We start from the raw sequence: 15689 nt of genomic DNA, 5'->3' as shown, positions 1-15689 counted from the left end.
AGCACAATAGAAGACGGACGCAGACCACCGCCGCACCCGCTCGTGCGGCATCTCGAGGAGACCACGTGGCCACAGAGCCCGAAACCCGGTCTGCGTCGCTGCGGGGGGAGCGACGCAGCAGCACGACGAGGCGGGCGCAACGGCGTTCGCCCGCTCGGCCACGCCTGGCGGCGACCGAGCGTGCGCTCGACGAGCTCGCGCGAACGGGCGCCGAGGTCAGCACGCACGTCGCCGACGCCGACACGGGGCAGGTGCTGTTCTCCGCCGACAGCCACGTCGTCATGCCCGTGGCAGACCTCGGGGTGATCCCGATCCTCATCGAGGTCGCGGCGCGGCTCGAAGACGGATCCCTCGACGGGGCGCAGCGCGTCACCCGAGGCGACGCCGTCGACGGGAGCGGAATGTGGCGGCACCTCGAGCAGGCGGATCTCGCCCTCGCCGACGTCGCGGCCCTCGCCGCCGCGACGGGCGACCGCGTCGCGGCGAACGCGCTCCTCGCCATCATCGGCCTCGACGGCGTCACCAGGCGCATGGCGGGCCTCGGGATGACCCGCTCGGCCGTGCTCGACCGCTTCCGTGACGACCGCGGACCCGACGACGCGCCGCACGTCGCGATCGGCACCACCCGCGAGTACGCCGAGCTCTTCGCGAAGCTCGCGCGCCGCGAGGGGCTGCCGGACGCCGTGATCGACCGCCTCGGATCGCTGCCCACCAGGCAGCACGATGTCAGCCTCGTCGGCGCCCCCATGGCCGTCGATCCGGTTCCCGCCGCGTCCGCGCGAGACCTCATCCTCGTGAACCAGGTGGGCCGCTCCGACGGCGTGCTCGCGGAGGCGGGGATCGTGCTGGGCCGCCGCGCGGCGCTCACGTTCGCGCTCTTCGTCGTCTGCGACGACGCATCCCTCGTCGCGCGCCACCGGATGCACGGCGTGTTCCACACGTTGGGCGAGGACCTCCTCGAGATCGTCGCCTGACGCCGACGCTGCACGCGCCTCGCGGCGTTGTCGTCGGTCGGCGCACAAACCCGGTGCGCCTTCCCTCCTCCGCCTTGCGATGCACGCACATCGCCGGCGTCAGCGTCAGGGCGGGCCGTCGAAGACATGGCGCTCGCGGCCGACGAACAGGCCGAGCACGAGCTGGGCCGCGAGGGCGACGAGCACGTATCCGAACGCCCACTCCCATCCGCCCGTCGCGGTGAGGATCGCACCGAAGATCAGCGGGGCCGCGCCCGAGATGACGTACCCGACCGACTGGGCCATCCCGCTGAGGGCCGATGCCGTGCGATGGTCGCGGGCGCGCGTCGCCATGAGCGTGAGCGAGATCGCGAGAGACGATCCGGTGTACAGGCCCTGGATCATCAGCCACACGACGATGCCCTGCGGCGCGATCATGAGGCCGACGATCCCGATCGTGCCGACGACGGGGATGATCGACGGCATCCACCGCGCCAGCGCGCCGCGCATGAGGAACGGCAGGACGAGGGATCCGATCACGCCGATGATCTGGAGGATCATCACGTCGTTGCCGGCGGTCAGCTCGCTGCGCCCCAGTGAGCGCGCGTACGGCGCCGTCCAGGTGAGCATCGCGTAGAAGAGCGTCGACTGCGCGCCCATGTACAGGCCGACGAGCCAGGCGGTGCGATCGCCCCACACGCTCCGTCGCGGCGCGCGAGGCGGCGCGTCGGGGGCGCGCCGTGCCTCGCGCTCGTCGGGCCCGGCCTGGCGCATGTGCCACGCCCACAGGGCGATCGCGATCGGCAGCGTCGCGATCATCGCGACGAGCGCGACCCGCCACCCCGCGGATCCCTCTCCGCCCGAGACGACGTACGACACGGGCACGACGAGGCTCGACGCGACGGCGCCGCATCCCGCGAGCAGGGCCGTGTAGATGCTCGTCACGGCGGGTACGCGTGAGCCGAATGACCGCTTCACGACGGCGGGCATGAGGACGTTGAGGAGCGCGAGGGTCACGCCGATGACCCCGGTTCCGAGCCACAGCTCGACCTCCGCCGCGGCACCCGGCAGGGAGCGGACGATCGTGCCCGCCACCAGCAGCACGAGAGCCCAGAGCACCACCCGTCGGGTGCCGAACCGCCGTGTGAGGGGGTGCGCGACCGACGACACGACGGCCCACGAGATGACCGGCACCGAGGTCAGCAGGCTGAGGACCGGCAGCGGCCGACCCGTCGATGCGCTGATCTGCTCGAGCAGCGGTCCGATGCCCGTGATCGGCGTGCGCATGTTGACGGCGATGAGGCACAGCGCGCCGAACAGCAGGCCGAGCGAGACGCGGCGATCGGCGCTCGTGGGCGGGGTCTGGGTCACCAGCGGATGCTACACCTGTCGGTCACAGGAGCGGTCGCGTCTCGCGGTGAGCGGGAATGGGGGAAGCTGGACCCATGGCGAACTCCCCGTCCGGCGAATCGGTCTCCGAGCGGATCGTGCGCGTGCTCGAGGCGTTCGATGCCGACCGCACGGCGCTCACGGCGAGCGAGATCGGGCGCCTCGCCGAACTGCCGACGTCGACGGCGCACCGGCTGGTCGCGGAGCTCGTCGCGACCGGGCTCCTCGAGCGCCTCGCGGACGGGCGCGTGCAGCTCGGGATGCACCTGTGGGAGATCGCGCAGCGCGGATCGCGAGCCCTGCGCCTGCGCCAGGTCGCGATGCCGCACATGGAGCGCATCCAGGCCCGGCTGCGCGAGCACACGCAGCTCGGCGTGCTCGAGCACGGCGAGGTGCTCTTCCTCGAGCGGCTGTCGGATCCGCACGCCGTGTCGAACATCACGCGCATCGCGGGCCGCCTGCCGCTGCACGCCTCCTCGTCGGGACTCGTGCTGCTCGCGTTCGCGGATGAGGAGCAGCGCGAGGTCGCTCTCGCCGGGCGACTGGATCCCTTCACGCCCGACACGGTGACGGATCCGCGCGAGCTGCGCGACCTGCTCGCGCGGATCCGTCGAGACGACTTCGTGATCGCGCCGGGATATGTCGAGCCGGTGTCGACGGGGATCGCAGTGCCGCTGCGCGACGGCGCGGGGCGGGTGCTCGCCGCTCTGTCGGTCGTGATTCCCCGCGCGGCCCCGACCGCGGGCGCGCTCGAGGAGCTGCGGGCCGCGGCGGCCGGGATCGCGCGACGGCTCCTTCGCGGATCCTGACACTCTTCCCGTTCAACGGGAACTACGACGTCGGGTCTCGCGACAGCAGGCAGACTCGGCGCAGGACACGTCGAAGGAGACACCATGACCGAACGCACCCGCGTCGCCATCGTCGGCGCCGGCCCCGCCGGCCTCATGCTGGCCCACCTGCTCGACCGTGCGGGCATCGAGTCGATCGTGGTCGACAGCCGCACGCGCGATGAGATCGAAACGACCGTGCGCGCCGGGATCCTCGAGCAGAACACGGTTGAGATCCTGCGTGAGACGGGCGCCTCCGACCGGGTCGACACGGTCGGCAGCCGGCACGAGGGCATCGAGCTGCGCTTCGACGGCGCCGGGCACCGCATCGACTTCGCCGACCTCGTCGGCCGCGGCGTCTGGCTGTACCCGCAGCACGAGGTGCTGAAGGACCTCATCGCCGCGCGCCTCGCCGCCGGCCAGGACCTGCGCTTCTCCACCCGCATCGACGAGGTGGCGGACATCGACAGCGACCGCCCGCGCGTGCGCGGGACCGGGCCCGACGGCGAGGCCGTCGAGATCGAGGCCGACTTCGTCGTCGGCGCCGAGGGATCCCGCAGCGTCACCCGCGACGCCGTCACGGGCGCGCACGGGGGCTTCTTCCGCGAATACCCCTTCGCCTGGTTCGGCGTGCTGTGCGAGGCGCCGCCGTCGGCGGACGAGCTCATCTACAGCAACTCGCCGGACGGCTTCGCCCTCATCAGCCAGCGCAGCCCCGACGTGCAGCGGATGTACTTCCAGTGCGACCCCGCCCAGGATCCCGACGCGTACAGCGAGGCGCAGCTGTGGGACATGCTGCAGGCGCGCGTGCCCGGCACGACCCTCAAGGAGGGACACATCTTCCAGCGCGACGTCCTGCGGTTCCGCAGCTTCGTCGCCCACAAGCTCGTCCGCGGACGCGCCGCGATCGTCGGAGACGCCGCCCACACCGTGCCGCCGACGGGCGCGAAGGGCATGAACCTCGCCGTCGCGGACGTCGTGATCCTCGCCCGCGCTCTCGAGCGCCTGCTGCTCGGCGGCTCCGCCGACCTCCTCGACGCATTTGAAGAGACCGCGTTCGCGCGGATCTGGAAGGCGCAGCACTTCTCGTCGTGGATGACGAGCATGCTGCACCGCACGCCCGACTCGAGCGACTTCGACGACCGACGACAGCTCGGCGAGCTGTACAGCGTCGTCGAGTCGCGCGCCGGCCGCGGCTTCCTCGCCGAGGCCTACACGGGGTGGCCGTTGCCCGAGTGAGGGCCCCTACAGCTCGATCGTGGCGGAGCCCTCCGGGGCCTGGGCGTCGGAGCGGTGGCCATTTTGTCCCCCAAAAGGGGGACAGACAGCATTTCGTCCATCGCATATGTTCGTTGTGGGCGCCATCCGGTGACCTAATCAACGATCTGAAAGTGTGAAGCATGTCACTGAAGCGCCTGCGCGTTCTCATCCTGGGGGGGGGTCCTCGCGACCCTTCTCGCGTTCGGTTCGACTCTTCCGGCGGCTGCGGCCGTAGCAGTGCCCGACCAAGCTGTCGCGGACCAACCTGTCGGGGATGAGTTCGAGGCCAAGAACTTGGCTGTTCAGCGGTGGGTGGTGAACAAGGTGAAGAAGACGTACCAGGTCGATCGGTCTCGGGTGATCGGATACTGCAAGATCGGCACCGATGGCGGAAAGTGCACGATCTCCAAGGGTGAGACCGCGACGCGTACGATCAATGTCGCGTTGGGGGCATCCCGCGGGCTCGTCTCTGGCCAGCTCGGGATCAGCAGTTCCCATTCGCAGACTGTGACGATCGGGTGCGAATCTGACCCTGACGGTATGAAGGCAGGCCAGGTCTGGCGAGCATACGCTGTCGGCGACAAATTCACCTACAAGGTCAAGAAGCGTGAAACGCGCTATTCCAACGACGGGCGCGTTCTCAGTACGAATACGTCGTACAGTGGTCTCCTCTGGGCATTCAATCCCTATTCCAATGGACTCTTCTGCGAATGACGGTCAGAGGCAGCTGCAAGAGATTCGTCTGCGTGATCATCGCCGCGGGGGTCACTGCAGGGTGCGCGCCTTCAGGTGATGCTCTCGCCGACCAGCGAGTCGACGCGTATATCGGTGAACCATTGTCGAATCTCACCGATCGTGGCGACACCGTCGCGGACGGCGACGTGACCTTCATGGTTCAGGATGCGAGTCCGCGAGTCGGCGAACGAGCAACCTTCTCGGCCAACATGCTGCGGTCGAGTGAGTGGACGATCGTCAACGCGTGCAGCGACGGTGAGACGATCGGGGAGTCGAAGGTGATCGAGATCGCCGTGATCCCGACAGGACACGACATCGACGAGGCTGACTTCTCCGACGCCATCGCGTGTGAGTGGGACTGGGTCGGAGACGACTGACCGGCCTGAGTCAGCGCCGCGTCCACACGATCGTGTGCGAGCGAGGCGATGCCCTCACTTCGTCAACGTGCGACGAGGTGAGGGCATCTTCCGGCACGGCGACCAAGAACGGCCGGGCCCCTACAGCTCGATCGTGGCGGAGCCCTCCGGCGCCTGGGCGTCGGAGCGGTGGCTGACGAGCACGACGATGCGGTCGGTCGTCGCGCGGCGGATGTCGGCCATCATCGCCTGTGCCGTGGGGGCGTCGAGGTGTGCGGCGGGCTCGTCGAGCAGGATCACATCGGCCCGGTTGAGGAGGGCGCGCGCGACGGCGAGGCGCTGGCGCTCGCCGCCCGACAGGCCGGATCCGCCCGTGCCGACATGCGTGTCGAGGCCATCGGGCAGAGACTCGAGCAGCGGGCCGAGGCCGGCGCGACGCAGCGCGTCCATCATGTCGTCGTCGGTCGGCGCATCGTCGCGGCCGCGCGCGAGGAGGAGATTCGCGCGGATGCTCGAATCGAACACGTACGCGTCCTGCGGGCACCAGGCGACCCGGTCCCGCCACGAAGCCGGCGCGATCTCCGTGAGGGGCACGCCGTCGGCCGTCACGGATCCCTCCGTCGTCCACAGCGCGCCCATGATGACCGTCAGCAGCGTCGACTTCCCAGCCCCCGATCGCCCCGAGACGACGAGCCAGTCACCCGCCTGCGCGGTGCCCGTCACGTGACGGAACACGGGCTCGTCCGTGCCCGGGTACTTCGCCGCGACACCGCGCAGCGCCAGCTCGCGGACGGGCGTCGGGGCCGGATCCGTGCCCGTCGACACCGGCTGCGGCGGGGTCGTCAGGGGCGCGAGGCGCCGGGCGACCTCGCGCAGGGCGGGGATCCGGTGCGCCGCCGCCACGAGACCTTCGAGCGGTTCGACCGCGGCGAGGGCCAGCAGCGCGACCACGCAGGCGAGCTCGGCGGGGCTGCCGGTCGAGAGCGGGGCGACGACGATCGCGAGGGTCGATGCGGCGAGGACGACGACGGCGCCGCCGAGGCCCGCAGCCCACGCCGCGCGCTTCTCGGCCTGCGCGAGCCGGGAACCGGCGCGATCGAGGCGCGCGACCGCGGGCAGCGAGACGCCGTTCGCCCGCAGCTCGTCGGAGGCGGCCGCGAGTGCGGTCGTCCCGCGCACGAGGGCCGAGCGCTCGCGGATCCGCAGCCGCATCGCGCCGCGTGCCGACAGCACCGCGAAGGCCGCCCCCACCACGGCCGCGACGCCGAGCGTCGCGGCGACGAGGCCGGTCAGGTGCGGTGCGACGAACGAGGTCGTGACCGAGATGCCCGCGATCGACAGCACGCCGACCGCGAGAGGAGGGAGCGTGCGCGGGAGCAGGTCGCGCAGCTCATCGGCGAGCGTCACCAGATAGTCGACGGGGGATCCGCCTTCGAGCAGGCGCCGGGAGCCGGCGCCGCGGCCCGCGATCGACCGCCACAGGACAAGACGCAGTCGGTCCGTCACGCGGAAGGCCGCCGCGTGCGTGACGAGGCGCTCCGCATAGCGCGAGACGGCGCGCCCGATGCCGAAGAACCGCACGCCGACGATCGCGACGAGCAGATACATGATGTGCTCCTCGACGCTCGCGCGCACGATGAGCCAGCCCGAGACGGCGGTGAGGGCCAGGCCCATCGCGATCGTCGCGAACGCGAGCAGGATGCCGACCGCCCAGGGGCCCGAGACCGGAGCGATGGCGGCGGCGAGCGCGCGCCACGTGCCGGCGCGGTCGCGACGGAGCGCCCGATGCTTCGGCCCCCGCAGCCGCGGCAGGCGGATGCTGCGCGACGCCGGCCCGTCGGCGAGCCGGACCGTGTCGGTGATGACCGGGAGGCCGACGGTCGACGTCGTCGGCTCGGGCGACGCCGCCCGGGGAGCGGCGGACACCTCGTCGGCGGGATCGACGGATCCGCCGTCCGAGACCGCGCCCGTCGCGCCCGCCGCGGCGTACCCGAGCCGATGGTCCGTGCCCTGCTCGGCGGTGTCCGCGGATCCGCCCGCCTCGTCCACCGCGACCGTGTGCGTCGCGAGCGCCAGGGTCTCTGGCTCGTGCGTCGCGAGGATCACCGTCGCACGATTCGCCCGGCGGCGGATCGCATCGCGCACACGCGCGGCCGAGCCGTCGTCGAGGTGCGCCGTCGGCTCGTCGAGCACCATGACGGTCGCGCCGCTGTCCACACGGACGAGCGCACGCGCCACGGCGAGCCGCCGCTGTTCGCCGGGGCTCAGCTCCGCGATCGACGAATACGCCGCCGCCTGCAGCCCCACCTCGCGCAGCGGCGCCTCCGGATTCGACGAGCCGTACAGCACGAGCTCGTCCCACGGCGTCGCCGTGAACGCCCGTGGCGCCTGCGGTGCCCACGCCACGAGCTCGGAGTCGACGCCGACGATCCACCCCGACGACGCGGAGTCGGCCGGAAGGGTGCCCGTGAGCGCGCCGAGCAGCGTCGACTTGCCCGCGCCCGATGGCCCCGTGACGGCGGTGATCCCCGTCAGGCGCGCGGAGAAGCCGGACAGCGTCGGATCCGTGCGCCCCGCGTAGTGCACCGTGAGGTCGTGCACGACGATCGCCGGCGGAAGGTGCTCCTGCTGCGGCTCCGGCTGCCCCGCCCACGCCGTGCCCGCCGCGATCTCGCTCAGCGTCGGGAAGTCCACCGGCTGCTCGAACGTCTCGGGCAGCGTCTTCGTCAGCGGGAGGTCGATCGGGCTCGTGATGTCCGCGACGACAGGCAGCGCCGCGCCCCGCACATCGTCCCGGCGCGCGCCCCCGAGGATCCCGCGCACCCGCTGCAGCGCCGACAGGCCGTTCTGCGACGAATGGAAGGCGGCGCCCACCTCGCGCAGTGCGGCGAAGCACTCGGGCGCGAGGATCAGGGCGAGCAGCGCCGCCTCGAGGCCCACGGAACCGTTCAGCAGGCGCAGGCCGAGGAAGACCGCCACGACCGCGACCGAGATCGTCGCGATGAGCTCGAGGGCCATCGACGACAGGAACGCCCAGCGCAGCGTCTCCTGCGTGCGCGAACGGTACTCGCGCTGGATGGTGTCGAGCGCCCGCGACTGATCCTCGACGCGGTTGAGCCCCACGAGCACCGGCAGGCCACGCGCCAACTCCGTCATGTGGTTCGCGAGCCGCGCGAGCGACCCGACGGCCTCATCCGTGCGCGCCTGCGTGTGGCGGCCGATCAGCACCATGAACAGCGGCACGAGGGGCACCGTCACGACGACGATGAGCGCGCTCACCCAGTCGGCGCCGAGGATCCGCAACCCCACCACGAGCGGCACGACGACCGCCTGGATGATCGCCGGCAGATTCGCCTGGTAATAGTCGTCGAGATCATCGAGCCCGTCCGTCGCGAGCACCGAGACCGACCCGTCGCCCTCGCGAGTCGTCGAGATGCGCGCCGGCGCCGACGGCTTGTCCTCCGCTGCGTCCTCCGCGAGCTCCGCACCCTCGGCGTCGCCGTGTGCGATGCGATCCCACAGCCGGCCCCGCAGGTCCCGCTTCACGGTCACCGCCATGTGCTGGGCGACGCCCCGCGTCGCCCAGCCCGCGAGCGCGCGCAGAACCGCGCCCACGCCGCCCAGCAGCACCACGTGCTGCGTATCGATCGCCCCCGACAGCAGCCCCGAGACGCCCTCCGCGACGGCGGCGGCCACGAGCACCAGGCCAAGACCCTTCAGCGCCGCGAGCACCCCGAGCGCGAACAGCGCGAAGCGCGGAACCGGCCCCAGCTCCGGCCTCCGCGCCGGTTCCCGAGGTCGCTCGGCCTCCGCCTGCCACGGATCGTTGCTCATCGTGACTCCATGCCTACCCGATACGTCGGGATGAGACGAAACGCCGCGCGGGGTGCTTGTGTGGCTCATAGGCGTCTCGGGTCGCGTGCGCGGGGTGGCCGCGGGGAGGGGCTCGTGTCCCGGCTCCGCTCCCGCGCCCTCGTTCCTCGGGCGCCCGCCAGGCCCGAGCCAGTCGCCGGGACACGAGCCCCTCCCCGCTTCGCGCGGCGCAGGCACCCCTCATTCCGACGCGTCACGGACCCGCTCGACGAGAGCCTGCCAGGCACCCGTGAGGGACGATTCGGGAACGTCAGCCGCGTGATGGAGCGTCAGCAGGTGCACCTCGATGCGCCAGATGTATCGGTCGCGCGCGGTGGCGTCGCTCGGGACCTCGTTCCACGGGCACGCTTCGACCAGAGGGATCCACGCGGCCGCGTCGTCGCGGGGCGACACCGCCCATTCGCGGCGCAGGCCGGCGAAGCCGCCCGAGCGGATCACGACGATCCGCTCCTCCGCCTCGCCTTCCGCGGCGCCGTCGGCGTCGCGGGGGTCGTCGTCGTCACGCCGCGGCATCGCCCCGCACCCCCACCTCGGACCAGCCGCCGCGCACGGCCGTCGCCTCACCGGACTCGGCGCCGAATGCCAGCTCAGCGGTGCGGATCGTCGCCTCCGCGAAGCCCGCGAAGTCGATGTTCGGCTCGAGGCCGGACAGGAGGGTGTCGTACCAGATGCGGCCCGCCCGCTCCCACGCGAAGCCGCCCAGCGCGGTCGCCACATGGTGGAACGCGCGATTGGGGATGCCCGAGTTGAGGTGGACGCCGCCGTTGTCCTCCACGGTGTCGATGAAGTCGCGCATATGGCCGGGCTGAGGATCCTTGCCGAGCAGATCGTCGTCGTACGCCGTGCCGGGGGCGGCCATGGAGCGCAGCGCGTCGCCCTCGACCTCGTCGGTGAACAGGCCCGCGCCGATGAGCCAGGTCGCGCTCGCCGCATCCTGTCGACGCTCGTATTGCTCGACGAGCGCGCCGAAGACATCGGACACCGACTCGTTGAGCGCCCCGGACTGGCCCCGGTAGACCAGCCGCGCCGTGTGGTCGGTCACGCCGTGCGCGAGCTCGTGGCCGATGACCGACAGCGACGCCGTGAACCGGCGGAACACCTCGCCGTCGCCGTCGCCGAAGACCATGCGCTCGCCGTCCCAGAAGGCGTTGTCGTACTGTGCACCGAAGTGCACGGTCGCGCGCAGCGGCAGGCCCGCCCCGTCGATCGAGTCGCGCCCGTACGCGTCGGAGAAGAGCGCGTATGTCGCGCCGAGCCCGTCGTATGCCTCGTCGACGGCGGCATCGCCCGTCGCGGGATCGCCTTCGCCGCGCGCGGTCACGCCGGGCAGCGTCTCGGCGTTCTGCGCATCGCTGATCGTGCGATGAAGGCCGCCGGCGTCGACGGCCGGCGCGTGCAGGGCCGCGAGCCGCGCGCGCCCGTCGCGCACCGACGGGTCGCGGACGAGCGCATGTCGCGCTGCGGCCGCCGCGCGCCCGAAGCGCGGATCGTCGAGCCGAGCGAGGCGCGTCAGCAGGTGAGGGGGGATGATTCCGGTGACCATGCGGCAACGGTACGCCGGACCTCAGACACGGGAACAGGGGCGAATCGGGAGAGGCACTGGACGCGCGGCACGCGGATCCAGAAAAATGTTCTCGGAGATGTCGATCCGCAGGTTCCCCAGTCGACGTTGTCAGTGAGAGGGCCGATACGGCGGCCCCGAGACAAGGAGTCAGACCCATGAAGTTCATGCTGATCATGCGCAACTCGGACGAGGCGATCGAGGCGACGAAGGACGTCGACTTCGACGAGATCATCGCGCAGATGGGGCAGTACAACGAAGAGCTCATGAAGGCGGGCGTGCTGCTCGCCGGAGAGGGGCTCGCCGACGCGGACGACAACGGATTCGTCGTCGACTTCTCGGCCGAGCCGCCGCTCGTCACCGACGGACCCTACGGCGAGACGAAGGAGCTGTTCAACGGCTTCTGGATCCTCGAGGTCGCCTCGAAGGAGGAGGCCGTGCAGTGGGCGAGCAAGGTGCCGCTCGGCCCGGGATCGAAGATCGAGGTGCGCCGCGTCACCGACGAGTCGGACTTCGACCCCGACAACGAGTGGATCAAGAAGGAGGCCGGCTGGCGCGAGGAGCAGGCCGCCCGCGCCCAGCAGTGAGCGCCCCTCGATGACGCTCGACGACACGGCCCTGTCCGCGGAGGAATCCGCGCGCAGGGCCGTGTCGGCCGTGTGGCGCATCGACGCGGCGAAGATCGTCGCGACCCTCACCCGCTACACAGGCGACTTCGCGCTCGCCGAGGACCTCGCACAGGAGGCGCTCGCCGAAGCGCTCGCGCAGTGGCCGCGCACGGGCGTGCCCCGCAACGGCGGAGCGTGGCTCACGACGACCGCGAAGCGCCGCGCCATCGATCACTGGCGCCGCCGCGAACGGTACGAGGATCGCCTCGCCCAGATCGCGGGCGACATGGATCCGGCGGGCGAGGAGCCGTGGGATCCAGACGAGATCGACGACGACGTGCTGCGTCTCATCTTCATCTCGTGCCACCCCGTGCTCGCGCCGCAGGCCCGCGTCGCCCTCACGCTGCGCATCGTCGCGGGCCTGTCGACCGAGGAGATCGCCGCGGCGTTCCTCGTGCCCGTCTCGACGGTGCAGCAGCGCATCGTGAGGGCCAAGAAGCAACTCGCCGAGGCGGAGGTGCCCTTCGAGGCGCCGGCGGGGGCCGACCTCGCGCCGCGCCTGGCCGCCGTCCTCGGCGTCATCTACCTCGTCTTCACGGAGGCGCACGCGGCATCGCACGGCGACGACGTGATCCGCCCCGAGCTCGCGCGCGAGGCCCTGCGCCTCGGCCGCTCGCTCGCGGTGCTGCTGCCGAACGAGCCGAGCCCCCACGGGCTCGTCGCGCTCATGGAGCTGACGGCATCGCGCTTCCCCGCGCGTCTCGACGCCTCCGGGGATCCGGTTCTGCTGGCCGACCAGGATCGGGCTCGATGGGATCGCGGCGCGATCTCGCGCGGCCGCGCGGCGCTCGCTCGGGTCGACCGCATCGGCCGCGGCCGCGACGCCTACGCGCTGCAGGCGGGGATCGCCGAGTGCCACGCGCTCGCCCCGAGTGTCGAGGAGACCGACTGGGCGACGATCGTGCGGCTGTACGACGCGCTCCTGAGCATCACCCCGTCCCCGATCATCGAGCTGAACCGCGCGAGCGCCGTGGCGATGGCGTCCGGCCCCGCTGAGGCACTCGAGATCGTCGAGCGCCTCGCCCAGGATCCCCGGCTGCGCGCCTCGCACCTCGTCCCCTCCGTGCGGGCGGAGCTGCTCGAGCGCCTGGGCCGCGCGGAGGAGGCGCGCGAGGCGTTCGCGGAGGCGGCCGCGCGGGCGAGAAACGCCCGCGACCGCGCGATCCTCCAGGCCCGCGCCGCGACGGGGCGGTGAGCCGCCGCCACAACGTCGGAGAAATCCCCCGGATCGGGAGCTCTCGCGCGAGGCGTCCGATCCGGAGGATTTCTCCGATTCTGGCGCCGCTACCTCTCCCGCAGGATCGCGGGGAGCACGATGTGCGGGGCCGGGATCATGCCCGGGGTGAGCCGCTTCCGGAACACCCAGTACGACCACGCCTGGTAGGCGATCACGAGGGGCAGGCCGACGGCCGCGACGATCGACATGACGGTCAGGGTGTAGTCGCTGCTCGATGCGCTGAACACCGTGAGGCCGTGCGCGGGATCGAGGGTCGACGGCAGCACGTACGGGAACATCGCGGCGAAGATCGACGCCGCTCCCGCGACGACGAACGCGCCGTAGCCGAGGAACGCGCGGCGCTCCGCCCGCGCATCGCCGGCGGATCCGCCCCCGCCGCGCCGCGACCGCGCGCTCAGCCGCCCGAACGCCGCGCCCGCGACGGCGAGGCCGACGAGGATCCACGACAGCGCGGATCCGCCGTTCGCGAACTGCGCCCAGATCGCCCACCCCGCGGCGGGCAGCAGGAGCAGCGGCCCCCACGTCGCACTGAAGCGGGCGGCGCGCTCGCGGATCGCCCCATCGGTCTTCAGCGCGAGGAACGTGGATCCGTGCACGAGCGCGAAGCCGACGACGCCGAGCCCTCCGAGCACCGCGGGGATCGTCAGCCACACGAACGGGTGGCCGGCGCGGTCGCCGTTCGCGTCGAGGGGCAGACCCGTCGAGGTGATTGCGAGGGCGGCGCCGATGCAGAAGGCCGTGACGAGGGACCCGATGCCGAGCGTCCACGTCCAGAACCCGGCCCACCGCGCCGTGTGCACCTTGCCGCGGTACTCGATCGAGACGGCGCGGAGGATGAGCGCGAGCAGGGTGATCGTGAGGGGGATGTACAGCGCCGAGAACAGCGACGCGTACCAGAGCGGGAACGCCGCGAACATGGCGGCCCCGGCCGTGATGAGCCACACCTCGTTGCCGTCCCACACGGGGCCGATCGTGTTGAGCATCGTGCGGCGCTCGCGCTCGTCGCGCGTGGAGAAGAGCACGTGCATGCCGACGCCGAGGTCGAAGCCCTCGAGCAGCAGGAAGCCGATCCACAGCAGGGCGATGGCGCCGAACCAGATGACGGGAAGAACGTCCATGAGCGTTGTCTCCTGTTCCGCGGGTCTCAGTAGGCGAACGCCAGCACGTCGTCGCGCCGGTCGTCGTCGGGCGTCTCGTGCGGGGCGAGTTCGGGCATCGCGCTCGCGACGCCGCCCCGCACGTACTTCACGAGCAGGAACAGCTCGACGACGAGGAGCACGCCGTAGATCGCCGAGAGCGAGATGACCGAGAAGAGCAGCTCTCCCGCGGTCACGCCGGGCGAGACGGCGGCCGCCGTGAACATGAACACGCCGTCGATGCCGGACGGATCGGGATTGGGCGCCACGACGAACGGCTGACGACCGAGCTCCGTGAAGATCCAGCCCGCGATGTTCGCCGCGAACGGCGCGACGATGCCCAGCAGGGCGAGGCGCATGATCCAGGGCGATCGCGGCACGGTGCCCTTCCGTGTGAGCCACAGCGCGATGACGGCGGCGCCCGCGACGATCCCGCCGAGCCCGATCATGAGGCGGAAGCCCCAGTACGTCACCCACATGACCGGCACGTACTCGACCTCGCTGCCCGCCCGGTCGCCGTAGAGCGCATCGTCGGGGATCGTCGCGCCGTATTGGTCGACGTACGTCGGCTCGAGGTCGTTGATGCCCGGCATCTCGGCGCCCCACTCGCCTGTGCCGAGGAAGCCGAGCACGCCGGGCACCTCGATGAGGGTGACGACGTCATCGCAGTCGCCGCCGGGGTCACCGAGAGAGAGGACCGAGAAGGATCCGCCCGTGTGGCACGCGGCCTCGGCGGCGGCCATCTTCATGGGCTGCTGCTCGTACATGAGCTTGCCCTGCGCGTCGCCCGTGACGACCGTGCCGGCGAAGCCGAGGATCGCGACGATCGCGCCGAAGCGCAGCGACCAGATCCACACGCCGTGATCGGTGCGGTCGCGGCCGGGGAGATCGGCCTCGCCGACGACGACGCGGCCGGATCCGTCGACGGTGTCGATGCCGTCGTGGCGCCGGCGCCACAGGTGGTACCAGCTGATGCCGAGCAGGAACATGCCCGCCACGACCAGCGCGCCGAAGATCGTGTGTGTGAACGCCGCGATCGCCGTGTTGTTCGTGAGCACGGCCCAGACATCGGTCATGACGGGGCGGCCGTCGGCCGCGAGCTCGACGCCGACGGGGTGCTGCATCCACGAGTTCGCGACGATGATGAAATACGCCGACACCCAGGACCCCGTGACCGCGCACCACAGCGCCGCGAGGTGCAGGCCCTTGCGCAGGCGGCCCCAGCCGAAGATCCAGACGCCGAGGAACGTCGACTCGGCGAAGAACGCCAGCAGGCCCTCGAGGGCGAGGGGCGCGCCGAAGACATCGCCGACGAAGCGGGAGTACTCGCTCCACGCCATGCCGAACTGGAACTCCTGCACGAGGCCCGTCGCGACGCCGACGATGAAGTTGATGAGGTAGAGCTTCCCCCAGAACTTCGTGGCGCGCAGGAACTTCTCGTGCCCCGTGCGCACCCACGCCGTCTGGAGGATGGCGACTGTCATGCCGAGTCCCAGGGTGAGCGGGACCATGAGGAAGTGGTAGACGGTCGTGATGCCGAACTGCCAGCGGGCGATGTCGAGAACGTCCACGCGCGTCTCCTTCGCGTCGTCGGAGCGATGTCTTCTACGCAGTGTAGAACAAATTTCTACGAAGAGTAGAAGTATTTCGACAGGAAGTAGATCTTGCTCGACACGCTGTAGAATGGACGGACT

General features: G+C 71.3%; 13 protein-coding genes. 7 read left to right on the top strand and 6 right to left on the bottom strand.

What is annotated here, in order from left to right:
* The first annotated feature begins 65 nt into the window (after nucleotides 1–65).
* The gene (locus GB932_RS14415; RefSeq protein ID WP_156761384.1) at nucleotides 66–974 is read left to right on the top strand and encodes a serine hydrolase; all 909 of its coding nucleotides are present in this window, start codon (nucleotides 66–68) and stop codon (nucleotides 972–974) included.
* A 105-nt stretch (nucleotides 975–1079) separates the two neighbouring features.
* Here GB932_RS14415 and GB932_RS14410 read toward each other — a convergent pair whose 3' ends face one another.
* Complete coding sequence (locus GB932_RS14410; RefSeq protein WP_231916216.1) at nucleotides 1080–2324, bottom strand: MFS transporter; 1245 nt, start codon at nucleotides 2322–2324, stop codon at nucleotides 1080–1082.
* A 74-nt stretch (nucleotides 2325–2398) separates the two neighbouring features.
* Between GB932_RS14410 and GB932_RS14405 the strand changes: the two genes are divergently transcribed.
* From GB932_RS14405 to GB932_RS14390, 4 genes are all read left to right on the top strand, one after another.
* Nucleotides 2399–3151, top strand: coding sequence for an IclR family transcriptional regulator (locus GB932_RS14405; RefSeq protein WP_156761383.1), 753 nt, complete (start codon nucleotides 2399–2401; stop codon nucleotides 3149–3151).
* Nucleotides 3152–3235: 84 nt separating this feature from the next.
* Nucleotides 3236–4408 carry a 4-hydroxybenzoate 3-monooxygenase gene (locus tag GB932_RS14400; RefSeq protein ID WP_156761382.1) on the top strand — a complete coding sequence of 391 codons (1173 nt, stop codon included), beginning with the start codon at nucleotides 3236–3238 and terminating at the stop codon, nucleotides 4406–4408.
* Between the two features lie 345 nt (nucleotides 4409–4753).
* Nucleotides 4754–5143, top strand: a complete 390-nt coding sequence (locus GB932_RS14395; RefSeq protein ID WP_156761381.1) for a hypothetical protein — start codon at nucleotides 4754–4756, stop codon at nucleotides 5141–5143.
* A 32-nt stretch (nucleotides 5144–5175) separates the two neighbouring features.
* Complete coding sequence (locus tag GB932_RS14390; protein WP_156761380.1) at nucleotides 5176–5541, top strand: hypothetical protein; 366 nt, start codon at nucleotides 5176–5178, stop codon at nucleotides 5539–5541.
* Nucleotides 5542–5661: 120 nt separating this feature from the next.
* Here the strand turns inward: GB932_RS14390 and cydC are convergent, their stop codons facing one another.
* The 3 genes from cydC to GB932_RS14375 all read right to left on the bottom strand — a co-directional run bounded on the left by cydC (nucleotide 5662) and on the right by GB932_RS14375 (nucleotide 10936).
* A complete protein-coding gene (cydC, locus tag GB932_RS14385; protein ID WP_197517501.1) occupies nucleotides 5662–9354 on the bottom strand; it encodes a thiol reductant ABC exporter subunit CydC in 3693 nt (1230 codons plus the stop codon).
* 219 nt (nucleotides 9355–9573) lie between these two features.
* Nucleotides 9574–9906, bottom strand: a complete 333-nt coding sequence (locus GB932_RS14380; RefSeq protein WP_156761378.1) for a protealysin inhibitor emfourin — start codon at nucleotides 9904–9906, stop codon at nucleotides 9574–9576.
* Entirely contained in the window at nucleotides 9893–10936 is a 1044-nt protein-coding gene (locus tag GB932_RS14375) for a M4 family metallopeptidase (RefSeq protein WP_156761377.1), read from the bottom strand. Before GB932_RS14375 ends, GB932_RS14380 begins: the two co-directional genes overlap by 14 nt.
* Nucleotides 10937–11112: 176 nt before the next feature.
* Here GB932_RS14375 and GB932_RS14370 point away from each other — a divergent pair, with 176 nt between their 5' ends.
* Both GB932_RS14370 and GB932_RS14365 read left to right on the top strand, forming a co-directional pair.
* On the top strand, nucleotides 11113–11541 hold the full coding sequence (locus GB932_RS14370; protein WP_156761376.1) for a YciI family protein: 429 nt from the start codon (nucleotides 11113–11115) through the stop codon (nucleotides 11539–11541).
* 10 nt (nucleotides 11542–11551) lie between these two features.
* Nucleotides 11552–12817, top strand: coding sequence for an RNA polymerase sigma factor (locus GB932_RS14365; protein WP_156761375.1), 1266 nt, complete (start codon nucleotides 11552–11554; stop codon nucleotides 12815–12817).
* Between the two features lie 89 nt (nucleotides 12818–12906).
* Here GB932_RS14365 and cydB read toward each other — a convergent pair whose 3' ends face one another.
* Together cydB and GB932_RS14355 are read right to left on the bottom strand one after the other, a co-directional pair.
* Nucleotides 12907–13977 (bottom strand): cytochrome d ubiquinol oxidase subunit II, encoded by a 1071-nt coding sequence (gene cydB, locus GB932_RS14360; protein ID WP_156761374.1) that lies wholly within the window; start codon nucleotides 13975–13977, stop codon nucleotides 12907–12909.
* A 26-nt stretch (nucleotides 13978–14003) separates the two neighbouring features.
* Complete coding sequence (locus GB932_RS14355; protein ID WP_156761373.1) at nucleotides 14004–15566, bottom strand: cytochrome ubiquinol oxidase subunit I; 1563 nt, start codon at nucleotides 15564–15566, stop codon at nucleotides 14004–14006.
* Nucleotides 15567–15689 lie beyond the last annotated feature (123 nt).

Source organism: Microbacterium karelineae (assembly GCF_009745985.1).
GTDB lineage: Bacteria > Actinomycetota > Actinomycetes > Actinomycetales > Microbacteriaceae > Microbacterium > Microbacterium karelineae.
Note: the sequence above shows the minus strand (reverse complement) of the source record. Positions and strands in the feature narration are given on the sequence as shown.